This is a genomic window from Roseovarius litoreus (assembly GCF_900142765.1).
In the GTDB taxonomy this organism is placed as follows: Bacteria; Pseudomonadota; Alphaproteobacteria; order Rhodobacterales; family Rhodobacteraceae; genus Roseovarius; species Roseovarius litoreus.
In genome coordinates this window covers 1-20,996 of sequence record NZ_FRCB01000013.1, presented here as the reverse complement: position 1 = coordinate 20,996, position 20,996 = coordinate 1, and the positions used below count along the sequence as shown (strand labels likewise).

Below are 20,996 nucleotides of genomic sequence, written 5' to 3'. Positions count from 1 at the left end.
GCCCGAAATGAGCCAGTTGAAACCAGATCCGATCGGGCGCACCGCGCTGGCCGTTGAAATCACCAACAGGCTGCGGCAGATGATCCTCGAAGGGGTCATGCAGCCGGGCGAAAAGATCAACGAAAAGGCTCTCACCACGCAGTTCGGCGTCTCTCGTACGCCACTGCGCGAGGCGCTCAAGGTGTTGGCCGCAGAAGGCTTGCTGGAATTGATCCCGCATCGCGGAGCGGTCATCACCCGTCAAAGCGAGGCCGAGATTGCCGAAGTCTTCCATGTTCTCGCGGCACTTGAGGGTTTGGCCGGAGAACTGACCGCACAGGTGGCCAGCGATGCCGAACTGGCGCAGATCACCGCGATGACGGAAGAGTTGCGCCAATCCTATGCTCAAACCGACCGGCCCAGATATTTCCGGATCAATCAGGCCATACATCAGGAAATTCTTGCCGCTTCAGGCAATGACACTCTGGTCAAGTCACACGAGCTTCTGGCCCACCGGGTTCAACGGGCGCGGTATCAGGCGAACCTCACCCCACAGCGCTGGCGCGCCGCGGTCGAAGAGCATGAAGCCATCGCAAAGGCCCTCGCCGCGCGCGACGCCGAGACCACCAGCCGGTTGATGCGGGATCATCTTCTGCAGAAATTGACATCGATCCGCGTGAAAAGCTGATCCGGCAGTCAGGTGCGCGCACACCGATCAGGCGTTCCAGAGCACCGCACCCAAATCCTCAAGCCGGTATCCCGCCATATGACCAGCGTGGGACTGGAAGCTGTCACTGCGGCAGAATGCAAGAAGCCGTTGCATTTGCGGCTCAAACCACGAGCGACGGTCCACCAGCAGATCAAAGCGTTCCTCGATCACCGGAACGAACGGCAGGTTGTACTGCCGCGCCAGCGCCTCGAGCCCGAAGGTCGCGTCTGCAAGCCCTTCGGCCACGGCGATCACGGAATCGGTTTCACTTGGCGCCGTGTCGGTGACGCGCAAATCCTGCAAGGACAATCCCGCGTCTGCCGCAAGTGCCTCGAACAGCCTTTGCGTGCCGGTATCTTTCTGACGCGGGATGAAAATACGTCCCGCCAGATCGGGCAGCCCCGTCACGTCCCTATCAAGCTCGGGGCGAAGCACCAGCCCTCTGGATCGTCTCGCCCATGACACCAGCACCGCGTTCTCGCCAGAACAGCGTTTGGCGACATGTGGCAGGTTCCACTCGCCGCTAGCTTCGTCATGAAGATGAAGCCCTGCCATCACACCCTCGCCGGCACAGAACCGGTTCAGCCCGTCCATACTTCCTTCGAAGAAAGACGCCAGCCCGCAGCGCGATTGTCGGATCGCCCATTCCAGCAGCGGGTCGTGACTGCCAAGACAGATCGCCGGCCTGGGTCCGGAGCCCCTGGTCGCGCCGCCGCTGCTGGCATTTGCGATCCATGCTTCGATCTCTCGGCGGGGAAACAGCAGCTTGCCCGTCGCACGCGACACCGGCACATCGCCCGATGCCGCAAGATCATAGACCTTGCGCTCCTTGATGCGCAGCAACTCGGCGAGTTCGCGCACGGTCAGAAATTCATGTTGTGTCAGCTCGGGGTGATCGTTCATCGGCATCTCCGGTGCGATCATCCCTCAGGATGGCCGCGCCGACAAGTGCCGGCGCGGCCCAAATGGTCAGTCTTCGCGGTTAATCCGCGTTGGGGAAAAAGAGCTGCTGACCATTCAATTGATACGACGCGATTGCGGCCTGACCCGCATCCGAGATCACCCAGTCGACAAAGGCCTGACCAGCCTCGGCATTCACGTTCTCGCATTTCGCTGGATTGACCAGGATCACACCGTATTGATTGAAGAGATCCTCATCGCCTTCGACCTGGATCTCGAAGTCGGACTTGTTCTCGAAACTGATCCAGGTGGCGCGATCCGTCATCGCATAGGCATCCATGCCCACAGCCACATTGAGCGTGGCCCCCATGCCCGATCCGGTCTCCCGATACCAGGCACCCGATCCCGATGTCGGATCGATACCTGTAGAGGCCCAGAGGCTCATTTCCTTCTTGTGTGTACCTGAATCGTCGCCGCGCGAGGCAAAGACCGCACCGCTCGACGCGATCTTCTCGAGACTTGCCTGAACATCCTGCATCCCGCCCACACCGGCCGGATCCTCATCGGGGCCGACAATGACGAAATCGTTGTACATCAGGTCGAAGCGTTCCACCCCGAAACCGTCAGAGACGAATTTCTCCTCGGCGGACTTGGCGTGGACCAGCAAGACATCCCCGTCGCAATTTGCTGCGTTCTTGATCGCTTGTCCCGTGCCGACAGCAACCACATTGACCGCAATGCCCGTCTCTTGTGTGAAGACCGGAAGCAAGTGATCATAAAGGCCGGAATTTGCCGTCGAGGTCGTGGATTGCACGATGATCGACTGCTCCTGCGCCGCCACGCCTGAAGCGGCGATACCGGCCACGAGTGCCGTGGTTGCGAGGATACGTGTCTTGAACGTCATGAGATAAGTCTCCCTTTGGTATTGAGTGGTGATCAGACGACAATCCGGCCCTGCAGGAAGTCACGCGCCTCCTGCGTCTCGGGTCGGGACAGAAACAGGTCCGCGGGGCCATATTCGTGCAGCCGGCCACGGTTCATGAAGATCACATCGTCAGCCAGACGCCCGGCCTGACCAAGGTCATGGGTCACGAAGATGATCTTTGTACCTTTGGCGCGTGCCTCCTGAACGATCTGTTCGATCTTCAGAACGGATGCAGGATCAAGGCTTGCCGTGGGCTCATCCATCAGCATGACCTTAGGCTCGGTCGCCAGGGCCCGCGCCAGCGCAAGCCTTTGCTGTTCGCCCCCCGACAACAGGCGCGCGGGCTGACGCGCATGATCCAGAAGACCGACATGATCCAAAAGCGCATCACGGCGCGCCGGATCCCGGACACCACGTGCCTTCAGTGCAAAATCCACGTTGGCCGCCACGGATCTGCGCAGCACAACGGGTTTCTGGAACACCATCGACTGATCGCGCCTCAGATCATCCGAAAGTGTCCGCCCGCCCCAGTGAACATGCCCCGAACTTGGCGGGATCAATCCGTGGATCAGCCTGAGCAACAGGGATTTCCCCGCCCCGTTCGGCCCCATGACCATGGTGATCCCGTCCGGTGACAAGGACAGGGTCACGTCACGGATCAAAGGCTTCTGGTCGATCGTCAAACTCAGATCGCTCGTGGTCAAGGCCCGGCTATCCGGCACCATCTGCGAAGCAGCGGCATCGGGCGCGCCGCGGCTCATCTCGGTATGCAAAGCAACATCACGCATAGGCATGGCGCACAGCCGTCATGCGCAGGGATTGGACCATTGCATTCACGCCAAGGGCGATCACCATCAGCACCAGACCAAGCGCCAGTGCCAAGGCCAGATCGCCTTTGGACGTCTCCAGCGCGATCGCCGTGGTCATGACCCGGGTCAGATGATCGATATTGCCTCCGACGATCATGACCGCGCCGACTTCGGCCACGGCGCGGCCAAAGCCTGCAAGCCCCACGGTCATGAGCGAAAACCTCGCATCCCAGATCAGCGCCCTGACCTGCTGCCAGCGCGACAGCACCAGCGAGCGGAACTGCTCGGAATATTCTGCATTGAGATCTTCGAGCACCTGCCGCGACAGCGCCATGACAATCGGCGTGATCAGGATCGTCTGCGCGATGATCATGGCCGTCGGCGTGTAGAGCAGCCCAAGAAAGCCCAGAGGCCCGGCGCGCGACAGGTGCAGATAGACGAAGAGGCCGACGACAACAGGCGGCAGCCCCATCAGCGCATTGAACAGGATCAATACGGCATTGCGCCCCGGAAACCGGGTGATCGCGACAAGCGCTCCAAGGGGCAGGCCGATGATGCAGGCAAGCGCCGTGGCGGTCAGGCTCACCTGCAAGGAAAGCGCAACGATCTCGACAAGGTCAGAATCGCCTGAGAAAACAAGCGACAAAGCCAGTCGAAACGCTTCGCTGAAATCCTGCAAATTTACCCCCCGATCCGATCTTTCCGGAAATTATGCAAAGTTTAACGTAAAATTGCGACCATCCGCAAGCACGGAAACATCCAACGTGATCCGTCGCTTGGAGGGGGACAGAGCCATCGCATCGACAGTGCGCTTTATTCCAGCGATTGATCAGAAGTCGCCACATGGCGGCTGACACCGGACAGCGCCTGGATACGTTGAATCCTGTTTATTGTGGGGTAGTGGCGCGACTGCAGCGCGATGTCGACGGAATGGCCGATGCAAACAGCAGCGCGATGTCGACCCTGCTCAAACCGCGAAAGCATCGCCAAAACGCTCGGCACGAAGCTGCGTTTCGCGGCTCAGGCACGCCGCGGGCGTCTTGACTGACACCCGCAGCGCGGTTTGTCTCAGCCCAAGGCCTCGTTGCAGCGCTTGCAGGTGCCGGGATGGGCGTGTGTGCCCACATCTGGCAGTATTTTCCAGCAGCGCTGGCATTTTTCGCCCATTGCCCGCTCGAAGACCACGCCAAGCCCTGCCACTTCGGGCATGCGGAACGCCTCGTTGGGTGCGGGATCACCGGTCAGCACGATATCCGAGGTGATGCAGACATCCTCGAAGTTGACCGCCTTCAGCGCGGCGAGCATGTCAGGGTCGTCCACATGCACCACCGGTGCCGCTTCCAGGCTGGCACCGATCACCTTGTCGGTCCGCTGGATTTCCAGCGCGGCTGTCACCACGCGGCGGGCCTGACGGACACGGGTCCATTTCGCAGCCAGCGCGTCATCGCGCCACTCGGAAGGGGTTTCGGGAATATCGGTCAAATGCACCGAGGACTCGTCGCCCGGATAGCGTTCCAGCCAGACCTCTTCCATTGTGAAGACCAGCACGGGCGCAAGCCAGGTGGTCAGCCGGTGGAACAGGATATCCAGCACGGTGCGTGCGGCGCGGCGGCGCGCGGTGTCGCCATCGCAATAGAGCGCGTCCTTGCGGATATCGAAATAGAAGGCGCTCAACTCGACCGTCGCGAAGTTGAAAAGCTGCTGGAACACGCCCTGGAAATCGTAGGCGTCATAGCCCTTGCGCACCACCTCATCCAATTCGGCCAGGCGGTGCAGCACCCACCGTTCCAGCTCGGGCATGTCCTGAAGATCCGTGCGGTCCGCCTCGTCGAAATGCGCCAGGGCGCCCAGCATGAACCGCATCGTATTACGCAGGCGGCGATACCCGTCGGCCACCCCCTTGAGGATCTCGGGGCCGATGCGCAGATCTGCAGTATAGTCCGACTGCGCCACCCAAAGCCGCAGGATATCGGCGCCATATTGCTTGACCACCTCTTCAGGCGCGACGGTATTGCCGAGCGATTTGGACATCTTGTTGCCCTTCTCGTCCAGCGTGAAACCGTGGGTCAGCACACCGCGATAGGGCGCGCGGCCAATGGTGCCGCAGGCCTGCAGCATCGAGGAATGGAACCAACCGCGATGCTGGTCGGTGCCTTCAAGATAAAGATCGGCCAGACCATCCTCGGACCCGTCCTCGCGGTCGCGCAGAACAAAGGCGTGGGTCGATCCGCTGTCGAACCAGACATCCAGAATGTCATCCACCTTGGTCCATTCGGCAGGGTCGTAATCATTGCCCAGGAACCGCTCCTTGGCGCCGGGCTTGTACCATGCGTCCGCACCTTCGGCCTCAAACGCCTCGAGGATGCGGGCATTCACCTTTTCGTCACGCAGCAGATAATCGGGGTCATTGGGCATGGCGCCGGCTTTGGTGAAGCAGGTGAGCGGCACACCCCAGGCACGCTGGCGGCTGAGAACCCAGTCAGGGCGCGCCTCGATCATCGAATAGAGCCGGTTGCGCCCGGTCCGCGGCGTCCATGTCACAAGCTGGTCGATCGAGGTCAGCGCGCGTTCGCGGATCGTCTTGCCATAGGTATCCTGGCCATCGCCCACAGGGCGGTCGATGGCGGCGAACCATTGCGGTGTGTTGCGATAGATCACCGGCGCCTTGGAGCGCCATGAATGCGGGTAGGAATGCTTGATCTTGCCGCGCGCCAGAAGGCCGCCCACTTCGATCAGCTTGTCGATGATGGCCTTGTTGGCGTTTCCTTCCTTGCCCTTGCGGTCAAGGATGAACTTGCCGCCGAAAAACGGCAAGTCAGCCCGGAAGCCGCCGTCATCCATCACGTTATAGGTGATGACCTGTTCCAGCATTCCCAGATCGCGATAAAGCTCGAACTCCTCCATCCCGTGGGACGGGGCGCAATGGACAAAGCCGGTGCCTTCCTCGTCTGTCACAAAATCGGCGGCGCGGAAATCGCGCGGATCGTCCCATTCGCCCTTCGCGCCATCGGCACCCGCGAGGGGATGAGCGAGCGACAGGGTCGACAGCTCATCGGCGGTGACGTCACGGACACGGGTCCACATACCATCCTCGAGCCGGGCGCGGGCCATTACGTCGGCGGCCAGCTTGTCGGCCAGAAGGAAACGGTCTCCGACATTGGCCCAGCATTCGTTCGGTGTGCCGGTGACCTCGTAGAGACCATAGGCAAAGCTGTCGCCGTAAACGACCGCCTTGTTGGACGGGATCGTCCACGGCGTCGTCGTCCAAATGACGACATTGGCACCTTGCAGATCACCTTCGGTCAGCACCTTGAACTTCACCCAGATGGTGAAGCTTTCCTTGTCGTGATACTCGACCTCGGCCTCGGCGAGCGCGGTCTTTTCCACGGGCGACCACATCACCGGCTTGGACCCCTGGTAGAGCGTCCCCGTCATGAGGAATTTCTGGAACTCCTCAGCGATGATCCGCTCGGCACGGAAGTCCATGGTAAGATAGGGTTTTTCCCACTTTCCCGTGATCCCGAGGCGCTTGAACTCGTCGCGCTGGATACCGATCCAGCCTTCGGCGAACTTGCGGCATTCCTGACGGAAATCGACCACGTCGACCTCGTCCTTGTTCTTGCCCTTGGCGCGATACTGTTCCTCGATCTTCCATTCGATCGGCAGACCGTGGCAGTCCCAGCCGGGGATGTAGCGCGCGTCGCGGCCCATCATCTGCTGGCTGCGCACGACCATGTCCTTGAGGATCTTGTTCAGCGCGTGGCCGATATGCAGGTGGCCGTTGGCATAGGGGGGGCCGTCATGCAGGGTGAAGGGCGCGCGGCCCTCGGCGCGGTCGCGGAGGCGGTCGTAGATGGCAAGCTTTTCCCAACGCTCCAGCCATTCGGGTTCGCGTTTGGGCAGACCCGCGCGCATCGGGAAGTCGGTCTGCGGCAGGTTCAAAGTGTCTTTGTAGTCGGGCATTTCGGCGCTCATAGGGGCGTCCTCTGTCACAGCGATGTCTGAAAAAACGGTGGTGGCGCAATGGCTTACGCCAGAAGTCCCGGCAACTCCGACCAGTCAGAGCGCCGGGCCCGTAATTCGGGAGATGATCGCCGGTATCCACATCATGGGGGGGGTTATAGGGATGGGTGCGGGATTGGTCCAGTGGGTGCTTGCACGACGACCAAAGGCGGGCCACATAGGGGGCATGAGTACCGCCCTGCCCCCGCGCTTCGAGATCACGCGGCCCGAGATCGACCGGGTCGTGAGAGCGTTCTACGCGGCCGCCCGAACTCACCCCGGACTGGGGCCGGTGTTCGCCGCGCATGTCGACGACTGGCCGGCGCATGAGGCGAAAGTCGTTGATTTCTGGGCAAATTCCATCCTGCACGAGCGCAGCTACACGGGCAATCCGGTGGCGGTGCATGTCCGGGCGGGCAACGTCAAGCCGGGGATGTTCTCGACTTGGCTGGGCCTGTTCGACACGATCCTGAAGGCCGAATTGCCGCCCGAGAAGGCCGCCGCATGGTCGCATCTGGCGCACCGGATCGGCCGCTCGATGCGCGCGAGCGTGGTCGAACGGGAGACCCTGCCCGGTGGGATCCCCAAGCTCAGGTGAGTACAATCCGTACGAAACCTACGCGCGTTTGGGACGAAACCCGGGTCTGATCCCGGGATTTGTGTCCATCCCGTACGCAAATCGCTTTGAATTGGGGGAGACGGCCGCAACCGGGCGGCGCGATTTCGACATCGCGTGGGCAGGACTTTGGAAAATCCTGCATCCGTTGGATGGGGTTAGCGGCCCTAAGCCGTAGTTTGTAGATGCCGCGGCGAGCCCAAAGTCGCCGATGCTGCGCAACGTTTAAATGTCTGGTTCTGACGCGAGTAGAGTATGTTGCGAACGGTGGTCTTATCTTTTCTTTACCAATTGTGAATAGAACCTGCCTCGCACGCACTCGGAGGCTCCATGCAACACAGTTTCAGCGATTTCCTCCGGCATGGTGGCGACAGCCAGTACAGAATAGCGCAGCGACATGGTCGTCTGGTTGGCTACCGCTTGGGATTGTCGCTCAAATCCACTTTCCCAGACTATTCCGCTTTGCGGGCCGGTTTCAGCGAACGCCTCGATCAGGTGACTGCTGAAAACACCCTGATGCTGCTGAACGCGCTGACGCCGCCTGACTCGGTGCCAACTTTTTCGCCATCCGATTTGCGAGATGTGTCCGATGCAAAGACGGAAGCGCTCAACGCATGGGACGCTCGGCTTGAGAGCATATACAGCGAGTATCAAAATCATCCGCAACGGCTTAGGCCGCTTCGAACGGCCATGGAAGAACGCCTTTTGCGCGCCTTTGCAGGACTGATCAATCAACTCCGGCAGGAAGACCTTGGCATTGAGAGGTATGTTTGGCGCTCGCAGGACGATCCCAAGGTGCGCGATAGCCATGCAGAATATGACGACAAGGTGTTTCGTTGGGACGATCCCCCGGCGGGCGGGCATCCTGGCGAGGCGCATAACTGTAGGTGTTATGCGGAACCGATTGCCCCAGCACCTCAAGACAATGTATTTCTTGCCGACTTCGACGTCAGCGTTCCTCCACAGGATTTGTTAGAACATGAAGTTCGGGGAGGGCATACCATTGCTCAACACGTAGGAAAGAGCGACGATTTCCTGCTGAGATCTGTCACAACTCCTCGCGTTCGCTCTCCATTTCTTAACCTTTATCGCTATCGCCATGGGTCATTTTCATCGCTTGAGGCCGCGCTTAAGTTGACGAACTCCAACCTTGCCAACAATGCTGCCCTAGTCGAAGACGTTGCTAGCGGAAGAAGAAACAGGGCATTCTTAAAAAGCGAATTCGCTTCGCCGACAGGAACGGAGGCGTTCCGAGTGACACAACGACGCTCATCCCCCGCAATTCTTCGACAGACGTTTGGTGTCGGAACTGTTATCGAGCATGCCCCAGATATGCCCGATGGCTTTATCATTATCACTTCATATCAAAGGAGGGACTGATATGAAGCCACCACAGTCCTTTTATGATTTTACGCTGCAGCTTCACCAAGACCTGGACCTTATCTATCCGGAGTGGGATTCAGACAAGCCCGGCGCACGCTATGCGATCTATGAAGATTTTCGGCAGGGATACGGTGATCAAGCAGTCCTTGAACTGTCTAAGTACGGCGAGAAACTCCTAGCCGATGACAAAATTGACCTGGGCACACTTTGGTTCAATGAATCGAAGGCTGATTGGGTCATTCAAGATCAAGGCGTTCGTTTCCTTTTTCGAGACTTTTTGGGCTGGGCGGCTTCACTATCTTAGGCCGCTTTTCAATGCAGAAACTCTCATAGCCGACATTGGGGCAAACGCAGCGAATTTACACTTCGTCCCGCTTAGCGGCCATTCGTGCAAGGAGCAGCCATCAACCGCTCCCCGACCTAACGTAACAGCTGCTGCGTTTGCCGCCTGAGGTCGCAAAGCGTGTTTTGCCGACGCCCCGTTATTGCACTGATCCGATCGCTCAAATGACGGGCACCCGTACTGCCGGTGCGTTGGGCGAACCGGCAGGGCATGGTTTGCATATTAGGACGGTTCCGGACGGTACGGCGCGTCGGCTCAATCCACATCCTTTGACTGTCTGTATGTTCCTTTCCTGAGCCGCAGGCTGTCCTCAATGATCGAGGCAATCGCGGCCACGCAGACCAGAAAACCCGATATCGGAACGATGGCGATGGCATATTTCTTGGGCATGTAATTGGGCTTGAACACGATGCCGCCGTCCTCCCATGTGAAATGCCACATTTCCCAGTATTTGCCGCCCATGGTCGCCACAGCCTCAAGCCCCCAGATGATCATTACGAGCCCGAGACAGAAGATTACGGCAGTCCAGAACTGCTGGACGCAAAAGGCGACCTGCCGGGGAAGCCAGTTGTAAATCAGGTCCAGTGCGATGTGATCCTTGTCGCGTACCGTCAGGGCCAGGGCAAAGAATACCAGCCAGATATTGCTGAGCACGGTCAGCAGGTCGCCCCAGATCGGCGGATTCTTGAAAACATAGCGCATCACGACCGAATAGACGGTGAATGCCACCATCATCACAAGTAACGTCGCACAAAAGGCGGTCAGGGTCTTTTTGACAGCCCGGTCGATGAACTGGATGACCGAAATCATTGTGAGCCCCTCCAAGCCGTCATCCTCCGAAGCCCAGGACGCGTGGCAAATACATGGTGAAATCCGGCACGATGATCAGGACGAACAACAGGACGAAAAGGGCGGCCAGATAGGGCAGCATCGCGATGGCGACCTTTTCGAGCCGAACTTCCGCAATGGCGCCTGCTGTAAAGAAGGCGACACCAACGGGCGGGGTGACCGATCCGATCAGGAACCCGACGACAACGACCAGCGCGGCCTGCACGTCCGGATAGCCGGCCTTGACCATGACATCCACCAGCACGGGGCCGACGACGATAATATTGGCCGCTGAGTCCATGACCATGCCCAGCAGACATATGAACAGGACCAGGACAAGTGCGAATACGAAAGGATTGTAGGTATAGCCAAGCAGCCATTCCTCCAGCTGTCCGATTGCACCGAGCGATGTCAGAAGCCAACTGAAAGGGCCAGACGCCGCGATGATGATAAAGACGAGGGCCGAGCTACGGAAGGCACGGACCAAGGCGCTCTTGCAATTGGTCCAAGTAATGGTCCGGTAAATGAAGACACCGACGACCAGGGCGATTGTCGCGGTCAGTGCGCCGGCCTCGACGACGCCGGCAATGCCAAAGACGACCGAGCCGACCAGCACGATCGGTATCAACAATGCGAAGGATGACCGGTAACTGGCGACGGCGATACCTTTCAGGCTGAAGGGCTCTTCGCTGCGTTCAAAATTTCTTCGCCTTGCGATCACATAGTTGATCACCATCAGCAGCCCGCCGATCATAAGACCCGGGACAATCCCCCCGGCAAAGAGTGCCCCTACCGAGATCCCGGCAGCGTTGGCGAGAATGATCATCATGATCGAAGGCGGAATAATCCCTCCGATGGTTGAACTGACCGCAGTGATCGCGGCGGCGAATTCAGGCGGGTATCCCGCCTTTTTCATGCCGGGAACCAACAGGGAGCCGACTGTAGCGGTGTCGGCAACGACCGATCCGTTCATGCCGGCAAAGAACATGCTGACCAACACATTGGCCTGAGCCATGCTGCCGCGCATCCGCCCGATGATGCGCCGGCTGAGATCCACCAGACGGTCGGTTATGGTGGCCGATGTCATCAATTCGCCCGTCAGCATGAAGAACGGAATCGCGGTAAGCGGGACCGAGTCGATCGCTTGGAACATCTGGCTTGGGATCAGGATCATCGGGGCCGCATCGGTGATCAGGATATAGACCACCGGAATCAGGATCATGGTGAAGCCAACCGGAGCGCCCAGCATGATCATCACGACCAGGATCGTCAGTAGCGCGATGCTTTCCATAAAGTGCCGTCCTATTCGTGATACGGGAACCGTAGTCATCTTCCGCGACAATGGTGGCGCGAAATCGGTCCACGCCACCATGCATCATACGCGATTGGGCAGTTTTACAGTGCGCCGGCTTCTTCCAGCTGGACGATGAAGCTGTCCATGCCCTGCTCCTCCAGAACCCGCCTGGCGGTTTCCGGATCGTAGGTGCCCTTTGCGTTGAGCCACGCATCGATCGCACCCGCGCGCCAAAGTGTAAGTTCCTCTTCGGTCGGCACGTACCAATCCTTGGCGGTTTTCTTGATCTCCGCTTCGCCTGCCTCGACCCAGGCCCGATCGAGTTCCTGGACCTTTTCACCAAAGGCCTTGGCTGCCACATGCAACCATTCGCGTTCTTCCTCGCTCAGTGCATCATACTGTCGCTTATCGATCGAAAGCTGGTTGCCCGACCACGACCCGCCGATTTCCGTGAAATAGGGCGCAACTTCATGCAGCTTGGCAACGTACTGCCAGGGCGTGGCGACGTATTGGCCCGAAACAACGCCGGTTTGCAGCCCCTGATACAATTGTCCCCAGTCATAGGGTACCGGGACGGCGCCCCAGTTCTTGACCAGCGTGTATTCGATAGGACTTTTGGTCACGCGCCACTTGATGCCTTCCATGTCAGCCGGAACACGTACCGGCCCATGAGCGTTGCCCAACTGCCGAAAACCTCCGCTTGAATAGACGGTCAAGCAGACATGTCCCGCCTCCTCGGCGGCGATCTGGCATTGCTTTTCGGCCAGCCACTCGGACGAAATGCGGTCGGCGTCCTCGATGCTCTTGAAGATGTACGGCAGGTCAAAAATGGCCAGTGCGGTGCCGAAGTTGCCGAAATTTGCGGTTGAACTTGTCCAGAGCGTCAGAAGGCCCTGGTTGGCCTGCTCGCCACAGGTCTGTTCGCTGCAAAGTGATTTGCGATAGTGCGGTTCGATCGTCAGCTTGCCGCCAGACTCTCTTTCAAGTGTCGGGATCAGCGCCTGGTCAATCGCATCGCCAATCGGCATCCCGATGAAACCGACCGTTCCCAGTTTCAGTACTTTCTCTGCGGCAGCGGCCTGTGCAGACAAAGCCAGTGCACTTGCAAGGCAGAATGCCTTCCCCATCGTCATTAGTTTCATCTTTTTCCACTCCCATCGTTGGATGTTCATTGCGCACATCTTTCCCCGCGGCTCGGGGCAAAGAAAGTGACAGATGATTTGAAAACAGGGGACAGATCGAAATGAGCCTGACAGTCTGTTCCGTATGGCGCTATGGTTTGCCTATGCTGCCATTTTCTTGGAAGGGGAGATCTCTTGGCTTCGGTTTCGCCCAGGTTCTTGAAGCTCCCGGAGACTTCGCAACTCAGCCTTCGGGACCAGATTTGCGAGGTGGTCAGCTCCGCGATTACATCGGAAGCCCTCGCGCTCGATCGGCCGTTGCCGTCGTGCCGAGAGTTGGCAGAGCAGTTGGGCGTGTCGCGCAATACCGTCTTTGCCGCTTATAACCGGCTGGTGGATCTCGAACTGCTGGTGTCGCGTGATCGCTCAGGCTATTTCGTGGCGCCGCAAATGGCGGGCCTGAAAAAAGTGAGCTCCCGAACAGCAAGCACCCCGCAACAAGAGGTGCCTTGCCCCGTCACTTTTCAAACCAAGAACCTTATGCCGATCGTCAATCCGCTGGACTGGAACGCATATCCTTATCCGTTCATCTATAATCAGATTGATCCTGATCTATTTCCGGTTGATGGCTGGCGAGAATGCACCAGGCAGGCTCTGGGCCGCAAAAAAATGACCGTCTGGGCGAGCGACTCGGTCGAAAGCGATAGCCCGCAACTGATCAAGCAATTGCGCCAAAGACTGCTCAATACACGCGGCATCTATGCGAATGAAGACGAGATATTGATCACCCTGGGGTCACAAAACGCATTGTACATTCTGGGTACGATCTTTGCCCATTCGGCAAAGCCGGTCGCCTTGGAAGATCCAGGTTTCTTTGGCGCCCGCAACGCGTTTCGTCTCGCAGGGATTGAAATGATCGGCGTGCCGATCGACAGCGATGGACTCATCCCCAGTGCGATACCTGCCGGGTGTCAACTTGTGTTCACAACACCAAGTCACCAGTTTCCGACCATGGTCACCATGAGCCAGCAGAGGCGGGAAGAGCTGCTGCAAACCGCCGAGGCCAAGGACTTCTTGATCATTGAAGACGATTACGAGGCGGAAATGAACTACGTCGCCAAATCGTCGCCGTCCATACGCTCGATGGATAAGACGGGCCGCGTGATCTATGTGGGCAGCCTGTCCAAGACCATTTCTCCCGGTATTCGCCTTGGGTTCATCGTCGCTCATCGTGACATCATCCGCGAAGCCCGGGTCGCGCGCGGCGTCATGATGCGACATCCGCCGACGATCGTGCAGGAGATTGTCGCCCTGTTCTTTCAACTGGGACATTACGATTCACATTTGCGAAACATCGAGAGGCGTTACAACAAGCGCTGGCACACGATGAATCGGGCAATAACCAAGCACTTGGGCATGTTGCTTCGCACCGACTCGGAGGGTGGTACGTCTTTTTGGCTTACTGGGCCGGACGGGTTCGACGCATCAGAATTGACCAGGCGCCTGCGGGAAAAGGGCGTTCTCGTTGACCGCGGCCAGGATTATTACCTCAAGAACGATGACAAGCGCAGTTTCCGGCTGGGTTTCGCCTATGTTCCGGTTTCAAAACTGGAAGCCGGGGTTGAGATCATAGCGGATGAGGTCCGCGCCCTGCTCTGATGCCGCCGCTTCATCTGTCCCTTCGAATTTCCTGACCTGTCTCTCGTCCAATTCGGTCTGAACCCGTTAACTGGCCTGATCGGTGCAAACGAAAAGCGGCATCGCGTGGGAGAAATCATGTTGGGAAAGCCAGTTGTGAAGGATCGAACGATACAAGGCAATCCGGTCACCCCGTTCGAATGCCAAGTTTCCGACGAGGTTTTGGAGGCAATTCGGGCGCGCGTTGTCGAGTTTCCCTGGCACGAGATGCCGGATGATGGCGGCTGGAGCTACGGTGCCAATCTCGAATACATGAAAGAGCTTTGCGCCTATTGGGTTGAGGAGTTCGACTGGCGCGCACAGGAAGCCCGGTTGAATTCCTTTCCGCAGTTCAAGGCGGATGTGGATGGAATCGACATGCATTTCATCCATGAGCCGGGCAGTGGGCCTGATCCCATGCCCTTGATGATCAGTCACGGTTGGCCCGGATCAGTTGCCGAGTTTTTTGATCTGATCGAGCCTCTTGCTCATCCCGAGCGTTTCGGCGGCGATGTCGCAGATGCCTTTACGGTCATCGCGCCGTCATTGCCCGGCTTCGCGTTCTCCGGGCGGCCGCCGCGCCCCTATGGCCCTCGCAAAATGGCAAGCATCATAAACAAGCTCATGACCGATGTGCTTGGATTTGAAGGCTATCTCGCGCAGGGCGGAGACTGGGGCGGCGCGATTTGTTCGTGGCTGGGATACGAGCACGCTCCGTCCTGTTCAGCCATCCATATCAACGTGTTGACGATGCGCCATCCAGATGGGCCGCAGACACTCGAAGAGATCGCCTGGGCGAAGCAGTTTGAAGAAGATCAGGTCATGCAGAATGGCTACCGGATCCAACAGGCCACACGGCCACAAACACTGAGCTATGCGATGATGGACAGCCCTGTCGGTATCGCCGCTTGGCTGGTGGAGAAATTTCATGATTGGTCCGATGTGCCACCGGGCGAAATAGAACGCGCGCATAGCAAGGACGACTTGCTGACCAATATCATGATCTACATCCTCACCCGGTCCTTCAACACAGCCTCCTGGATCTATTACGGGCGGCGCGAAGAAGGTGGTCGCATTCTGTCGCCCGAAGGCAGGCGTGTGGAAGTGCCGACGGGTTGCGCGGTTTTTCCTGCCGAGATGCTGCGGTGGCCACCCAGATCCTATGCCGAGCGCATCTACAACATTACCCATTGGACCGAGATGCCGTGCGGCGGCCATTTCGCCGCGATGGAAGAGCCCGGGATGCTCATGGGCGACATTCGGACATTCGCGCGCACCCTGCGCGGTTCATAGCACGGAGACAACCATGACGCTCTCTTATCCCGAGTTTCAGGCCATTGCCGACAAGGTCAAACCGAATGGCCAGGCCTTTATCGACGGCAAGTTTTGTAATTCAGCGGACGGGGACAGGTTCGAAACAATCAACCCCGCGACCGGGCAGATCCTGTGTGACGTCGCGCATTGCAAATCCGCCGATGTGGACCGTGCCGTGGCCGCCGCGCGCCGAGTGTTCAACGCCGGCATATGGTCACGGGCCGAGCCGGAAGAGCGCAAGGAGGTTCTTTTGAAGGTGGCCAGGCTGGTGCGCGACCATGTCCATGAACTGGCCGTTCTGGAAAGTCTCGACACCGGAAAAACGATAAAGGACTGCATGGAAGAAATCGGCACCGAGGTGCCGAAATTCTTCCAGTGGTATGCAGAACTCGCCGACAAGACATTCGGCAAGATCGCTCCTACAGGACCGGGGACACTGGCGCTCATCACCAAAGAGCCCGCAGGGGTGGCCGGTGCCGTGCTTCCCTGGAATTTCCCTCTCGTTATGGCTGCGTGGAAAATCGCGCCCTCTCTCGCGGTTGGCTGCTCAGCGGTGATCAAGCCGGCCGAGCAGACGCCTCTGTCCGCCATTCGACTGGCGGAATTGATGCAAGAGGCAGGTGTCCCGGATGGCGTGATCAACATCGTGCCGGGTTTTGGCGAAACGGCGGGGGCGGCGATTGGCCTACATAATGACATCGATACGGTATCGTTCACCGGATCAACGGATGTTGGCCGCATGTTCATGCGGTATTCCGGCGACAGCAATCTTAAAAGCATTGGCCTCGAGATGGGCGGCAAAAGCCCGTTCATCGTTTTGGATGACGCCATGATCGGTAACGATCTGATCGAACACGCGGCCATGTCAGCCTTCTGGAACGGCGGTCAGAACTGTTCTGCCAATATGCGCCAATTGATCGCCGCGCCGCTGGTCGAGGAGTTTGCCGCCCGCATCTCTGACCGGGTCAAGGCGTTCAAATTGGGCGATCCGCTGGATCCGGCAACGGATATCGGCTCGATGATCACCAAGGACCACAAGGACATGGTCATGCGTTACATTCAAAGCGGTCTAGACGATGGCGCGCTTATGACAATGGGCGGAGACAGCGATCTGCCCGGCTATTTCATCAAGCCAACCGTATTTCGGAATGTTACCCCGGACATGAAGATCGCCCGCGAGGAAATCTTTGGGCCAGTTCTGGGCATCATGCCGATAAACAGCGCCGAGCAAGCGTTGGAAATCGCCAGCGACACCGACTATGGCCTGCACGCAACCGTGTTCACGCAGGATATCGACCGCGCCTTGCACATGGCCCGCTCTTTGCCTTGTGGCACCGTTTCCGTGAATGGATTTTCCGAAGGCGACATCAAGACGCCTTTCGGCGGATACAAGCAATCCGGCTCCCTGGCCCGCGACAACGGCACCGAGGCCCTAGATCAATACTTGCAAACCAAAACGATCTGGATCCAGTCGGCATCCGGCTGAGTCAAATCGAAAGCCTGCATCCGGAAACCGCCACAGCGGTGCCATCGCCGCCAAACCCATATGCGTCAGGTATCGACTACCAGTCACCCCGGAAACAGGAAACGGCCTGCTTGAAAGCCACCCTGACCTGACTTTGAGCATCTGCTACGCCTGCTGCGATGCAGCCCTTGAGACCGGGCCTTCGCTGCAAAAGGAACATCTTGAGATCGGTTAATCCAATCGATGCGGGCTTTGTGTTCGGCCTAACGGATGTCCATTTTCAGAGCTGCGCGATCCGTCAGATAGGGCAGCCGTGCCTGGGCGGCTGATACTTTGTCCAGCTGCAACGTACCATAGATTACCTGAGCTTGCGTGTTTGCGCGCGCCAGTTCATGGCCGTCCGGAGTTGCGATAAAGCTTTGACCCAGAAAGGTCATGCCATGTTCGCTGCCCGCGCTGTTCGCATACGCAAGAAAGACTCCGTTTTCATAAGCGCGCGTCGGGATCATGCGTTGTGCGACCCATTCCCACTGAGCGCCAAGGGCAGTAGGCACCAGCACAAGCTCAGCCCCCATCGAGGCCACATGCCGCACGGTTTCCGGGAATTCAGCGTCATAGCAAATCAGTGTTGCTATACGCACACCGCGATACCAAAAAAGCGCGCACCCTTGTCCGGGTGAAAAATGATCCCCTTCGAAACCCGGCGGAATAGCCAGTTTGCGGTGACTGCCCAAACGCGCCCCGTCCGGCCCTATGCATTGTGCCGCATTGAAGATCACCCCTCGGTCCAGTTCGGGGAACCCATAGTGGATTGCGACACCGTGACTTTTGGCAAGAGCCGCAACAGCCTGGGCAATGTATCCGTCGGCGGGTTCCGCGCGCGCGGCGACTTGCGCACCGATGTTGTAGCCGCTGGCAAAAAGCTCGGGCAGGAGCAAAAGGTCGGCCTCTTCGGCAGCGACTTCGGGCAGCACGCCCGACAACCAATCGAGGCGACAACGCACCGTGTCCAGATCAGCCGGCGCTTGACCGACGGCAAGTCGAAACGAGCGGCTCAACCTCAGCTGTCCGTAACCAAGAGTGTTCGGGGATATTCGGTGATGTAGTCGAACCCCTTTTCGGTCACCACAATAGAGTCGCCAATACGCCCGGCGGTCACTCCATCGACGGAGATGCCGCCATCGACAGCAAAGGTCATTCCGGGCTGCAGGATTGTGGTGTCGCCAGCTTTCAACTCTGGTGCCTCAAGATAGGCCACACCAATCGACCGCCCGGTGCGATAGCCGGTTTCATACCCACGTTCGGCGTAAACCTCGTTTGCTGCTGCGGCCACATCCTGTGCTTCGACACCGGGTCGGATGGCGGCGAGTGCTGCCTGTTGGGCGTCAATCGCGGCTTGTTGCACGCGGGCAGCATCGTCGCGTATTTCGCCGATGTGGAACATCCGGTCAAAGCCCAGTTTGTATTGCTTGAATTGCGCCATGTTGCAAAAGCAAAAATATACCGGATCAGCGCGTTGATACGCCCGGACCGAGGCACGGCGGTGCACCATGGATGTGTCTTTGCCGCTTTGCAGGATTTGCAGGTTGTGAATCATCGGCGAGACGAACCTGTCCCAGCCCTTGTCCGTCAGAAATGTCGCGGCCTTGCGCGACCCAGCCTCGATCACGGCAAGCGCGCTTTCATACTCCTGAGCGCCCTCTTGCAGGCTGAGATGCGCGGCCTTCATCATCGCGCCCGCAACCTGGCCTGCTTCTTTCATCACCTGAATTTCAAACGGGGTTTTGATCATCCGCATAGCTCCGAGGACCGGCGAGATATCCTTGACCGGCACACCGGGATAGGTTTCGTCCAGGTAGTTGCGCACAATTGCCGGGATGCTGTTGCGCTCTACCCAGATCTCATCCGGCTTTTCGCCCAAAGCGCCCGCTAGGGCCCGTCCCCAGGTGCGCTGCCCCATGTCTTCCCATGTGCGTATATCTTCGACCCAGGTCATCGCAGCGACCATTTCGCTTTCCATCAGAGGCGTGATCACGATGGGCGCCTCATCGGCATGTATGACCAACATGGTTGGGCGGCCAAATTCGATACCCAAATACCCCCAAAATCCCGAGAGATAAGCGATGGAGCTTTCATCCGTGAAAACCGCGCGCTGGATGCCGAGGTCCTTCATCCGGGCCTGAAGGGCGAAAGTGCGGATTTTGGCTTGGTCGAGCATGTGCGTTTCCTGGATTGGGGGCCGGGTAGGTATGTCGAATCCTTAAGCTGCATACAGGTTTGGAGTCAATTTCAATAAAATACCGATTCTTGTTACGAAATTGACGCTGGTGTATGCACCTTTGGCAAAGGAGACCTGCATGACCCTCTCGCAGAAAAGCACCGCACCAGACATCAAAACTACGGCCGAAACCATCCAGACCGAGATTTTGCAGCGGATCTGTTTTCTGGATTACCCTCCAGGCACTCAATTGAAAGAGGCTGAACTGGCAGCTGAATTCGGCGTCAGCAGAACTCCGATACGCGATGCGATCGGCCGCATCAGTCATCTCGGCCTGGTGGAAACCCGTAATGGTGTGGGCACAGTCGTGGTCGCACTGTCAGCCGCGCAAATCCGCCATGTCTATGACATGCGGCTTGAGCTTGCGCCGATGATCGGCACCATGTCCCCCCGCGGCATCACCGAGACTGATTGCGAGATCGGACAGACATTGCTGCAGGACGCGAAAGTTTTGTGCAGCGCATTCGATTCCCGGAAATACATCGAGATCAATCATCGCCTTCATGTGCTGATCACCAGCCTGATCGGCAATGGGACTTTGAGGTCATTTTGGTGGCAGACCTATTGCCAGGCAGCCAGCACCTGGTACCTGGTGAGCAGCCAAAGGGACTTGGAAATGGCTCGGGCGCTGGTGGCGGAACTTGGCGAGATAAACACCGCGTTGGAGCTGGGCGATGTCACGGCCATCGGGTTTATCCAGAGAACCCATATAGGATATGGCTACCAACGGATCAAAACCCACTTGCTGTCGAGGGAAGGGGAATGACCAGCGTTTATCGTATGGCTGATGTCATGATCCGGCGATCGGAAGATGGCTCAGTCGCTTTCAACGCAAGGCGGCCACATGCGCGGAGTGCCGCATCCGGTACATTGGGCTCGGTGCGGCCTTGCGGCGTTGCAGGGAATTTCGTCGTTTTCCAGCCGACTGCGCCAACCGCCTGCTGAACGGCGCAAACCCGCTGCACGCCTCCACTCCTCTTGGGCTGCCGGGGCCGGCAGCAAAGTGGCATCACGAGTTATTTGAAGCCAGATACTTGGATCTAGAAAAATTGTTTAGTTACCGCCGCTTGTTGCAAGAACTCTGACATTTCCCGCTGTCGTTTTCCGGGCCCTTCAGCCCATTCCCCCAAGTTGTTCGCAATGTGGGTCGATGCGGCTGGATGAAACCCATGGGGTCACCAGGACGGCGCCGCAAGAGATTGACGGGGCCTGTAAAATCGTAGCGAATTGTGGAAGCCACACTTCCAAACCAGAGAACCCGTCAGGGAGGGCCTGTGAAACCGGCGGCATTCTTTCGCATCATCGGACCTGTATGTGTGCCGAGCCTCTTGCTGGGTCTGGGATTTTTCGCCG

At 58.4% G+C, this 20,996-nt stretch carries 18 protein-coding genes; 8 read left to right on the top strand and 10 right to left on the bottom strand.

What is annotated here, in order from left to right; genetic code table 11:
- Positions 1-7: 7 nt before the first annotated feature.
- Positions 8-667, top strand: coding sequence for a GntR family transcriptional regulator (locus F3H35_RS17635; protein WP_149780854.1), 660 nt, complete (start codon positions 8-10; stop codon positions 665-667).
- Positions 668-694: 27 nt separating this feature from the next.
- On the opposite strand, the gene F3H35_RS17630 is transcribed toward F3H35_RS17635, so the two are convergent.
- From F3H35_RS17630 to ileS, 5 genes are all read right to left on the bottom strand, one after another.
- Positions 695-1,612, bottom strand: coding sequence for a helix-turn-helix transcriptional regulator (locus F3H35_RS17630; protein ID WP_149780853.1), 918 nt, complete (start codon positions 1,610-1,612; stop codon positions 695-697).
- A gap of 58 nt (positions 1,613-1,670) precedes the next feature.
- On the bottom strand, positions 1,671-2,492 hold the full coding sequence (locus tag F3H35_RS17625) for a substrate-binding domain-containing protein (protein ID WP_149780852.1): 822 nt from the start codon (positions 2,490-2,492) through the stop codon (positions 1,671-1,673).
- Positions 2,493-2,524: 32 nt separating this feature from the next.
- Positions 2,525-3,301, bottom strand: a complete 777-nt coding sequence (locus F3H35_RS17620; RefSeq protein WP_149780881.1) for an ABC transporter ATP-binding protein — start codon at positions 3,299-3,301, stop codon at positions 2,525-2,527.
- Positions 3,294-4,001, bottom strand: coding sequence for an ABC transporter permease (locus F3H35_RS17615; protein WP_007811280.1), 708 nt, complete (start codon positions 3,999-4,001; stop codon positions 3,294-3,296). The genes F3H35_RS17620 and F3H35_RS17615 overlap by 8 nt, the downstream gene beginning before the upstream one ends.
- A 389-nt stretch (positions 4,002-4,390) precedes the next feature.
- The gene (ileS, locus tag F3H35_RS17610; RefSeq protein ID WP_149780851.1) at positions 4,391-7,297 is read right to left on the bottom strand and encodes an isoleucine--tRNA ligase; all 2,907 of its coding nucleotides are present in this window, start codon (positions 7,295-7,297) and stop codon (positions 4,391-4,393) included.
- A 214-nt stretch (positions 7,298-7,511) separates the two neighbouring features.
- On the opposite strand from ileS, the gene F3H35_RS17605 reads away from it, so the two are divergent.
- The 3 genes from F3H35_RS17605 (at position 7,512) to F3H35_RS17595 (ending at position 9,627) form a co-directional block, all read left to right on the top strand.
- Positions 7,512-7,922 (top strand): group III truncated hemoglobin, encoded by a 411-nt coding sequence (locus F3H35_RS17605; protein ID WP_149780850.1) that lies wholly within the window; start codon positions 7,512-7,514, stop codon positions 7,920-7,922.
- 348 nt (positions 7,923-8,270) lie between these two features.
- Positions 8,271-9,320 carry a phage minor head protein gene (locus F3H35_RS17600; protein WP_149780849.1) on the top strand — a complete coding sequence of 350 codons (1,050 nt, stop codon included), beginning with the start codon at positions 8,271-8,273 and terminating at the stop codon, positions 9,318-9,320.
- A gap of 1 nt (position 9,321) precedes the next feature.
- Complete coding sequence (locus tag F3H35_RS17595; RefSeq protein WP_149780848.1) at positions 9,322-9,627, top strand: hypothetical protein; 306 nt, start codon at positions 9,322-9,324, stop codon at positions 9,625-9,627.
- Positions 9,628-9,921: 294 nt separating this feature from the next.
- On the opposite strand, the gene F3H35_RS17590 is transcribed toward F3H35_RS17595, so the two are convergent.
- From F3H35_RS17590 to F3H35_RS17580, 3 genes are read right to left on the bottom strand one after another with little or no spacing between them, the layout of a single operon-like run.
- Positions 9,922-10,491: a TRAP transporter small permease gene (locus tag F3H35_RS17590; protein ID WP_223228469.1), complete on the bottom strand. Its 570-nt coding sequence runs from the start codon at positions 10,489-10,491 to the stop codon at positions 9,922-9,924.
- Between the two features lie 4 nt (positions 10,492-10,495).
- The gene (locus F3H35_RS17585) at positions 10,496-11,866 is read right to left on the bottom strand and encodes a TRAP transporter large permease (RefSeq protein ID WP_223228468.1); all 1,371 of its coding nucleotides are present in this window, start codon (positions 11,864-11,866) and stop codon (positions 10,496-10,498) included.
- A 23-nt stretch (positions 11,867-11,889) separates the two neighbouring features.
- On the bottom strand, positions 11,890-12,960 hold the full coding sequence (locus F3H35_RS17580) for a TRAP transporter substrate-binding protein (RefSeq protein ID WP_223228467.1): 1,071 nt from the start codon (positions 12,958-12,960) through the stop codon (positions 11,890-11,892).
- A gap of 144 nt (positions 12,961-13,104) precedes the next feature.
- Here F3H35_RS17580 and pdxR point away from each other — a divergent pair, with 144 nt between their 5' ends.
- The 3 genes from pdxR (at position 13,105) to F3H35_RS17565 (ending at position 17,386) form a co-directional block, all read left to right on the top strand.
- The gene (pdxR, locus tag F3H35_RS17575; protein WP_149780846.1) at positions 13,105-14,568 is read left to right on the top strand and encodes a MocR-like pyridoxine biosynthesis transcription factor PdxR; all 1,464 of its coding nucleotides are present in this window, start codon (positions 13,105-13,107) and stop codon (positions 14,566-14,568) included.
- Between the two features lie 117 nt (positions 14,569-14,685).
- Positions 14,686-15,879 (top strand): epoxide hydrolase family protein, encoded by a 1,194-nt coding sequence (locus F3H35_RS17570; protein WP_149780845.1) that lies wholly within the window; start codon positions 14,686-14,688, stop codon positions 15,877-15,879.
- 13 nt (positions 15,880-15,892) lie between these two features.
- Positions 15,893-17,386, top strand: a complete 1,494-nt coding sequence (locus tag F3H35_RS17565) for an aldehyde dehydrogenase (RefSeq protein WP_149780878.1) — start codon at positions 15,893-15,895, stop codon at positions 17,384-17,386.
- Between the two features lie 242 nt (positions 17,387-17,628).
- Here F3H35_RS17565 and F3H35_RS17560 read toward each other — a convergent pair whose 3' ends face one another.
- Together F3H35_RS17560 and F3H35_RS17555 are read right to left on the bottom strand one after the other, a co-directional pair.
- Positions 17,629-18,423: a carbon-nitrogen hydrolase family protein gene (locus F3H35_RS17560; RefSeq protein WP_149780844.1), complete on the bottom strand. Its 795-nt coding sequence runs from the start codon at positions 18,421-18,423 to the stop codon at positions 17,629-17,631.
- 2 nt (positions 18,424-18,425) lie between these two features.
- On the bottom strand, positions 18,426-19,583 hold the full coding sequence (locus F3H35_RS17555) for a M24 family metallopeptidase (protein WP_149780843.1): 1,158 nt from the start codon (positions 19,581-19,583) through the stop codon (positions 18,426-18,428).
- Between the two features lie 139 nt (positions 19,584-19,722).
- Between F3H35_RS17555 and F3H35_RS17550 the strand changes: the two genes are divergently transcribed.
- Positions 19,723-20,409 (top strand): GntR family transcriptional regulator, encoded by a 687-nt coding sequence (locus F3H35_RS17550; protein WP_149780842.1) that lies wholly within the window; start codon positions 19,723-19,725, stop codon positions 20,407-20,409.
- The last annotated feature ends 587 nt before the right edge of the window (positions 20,410-20,996 follow it).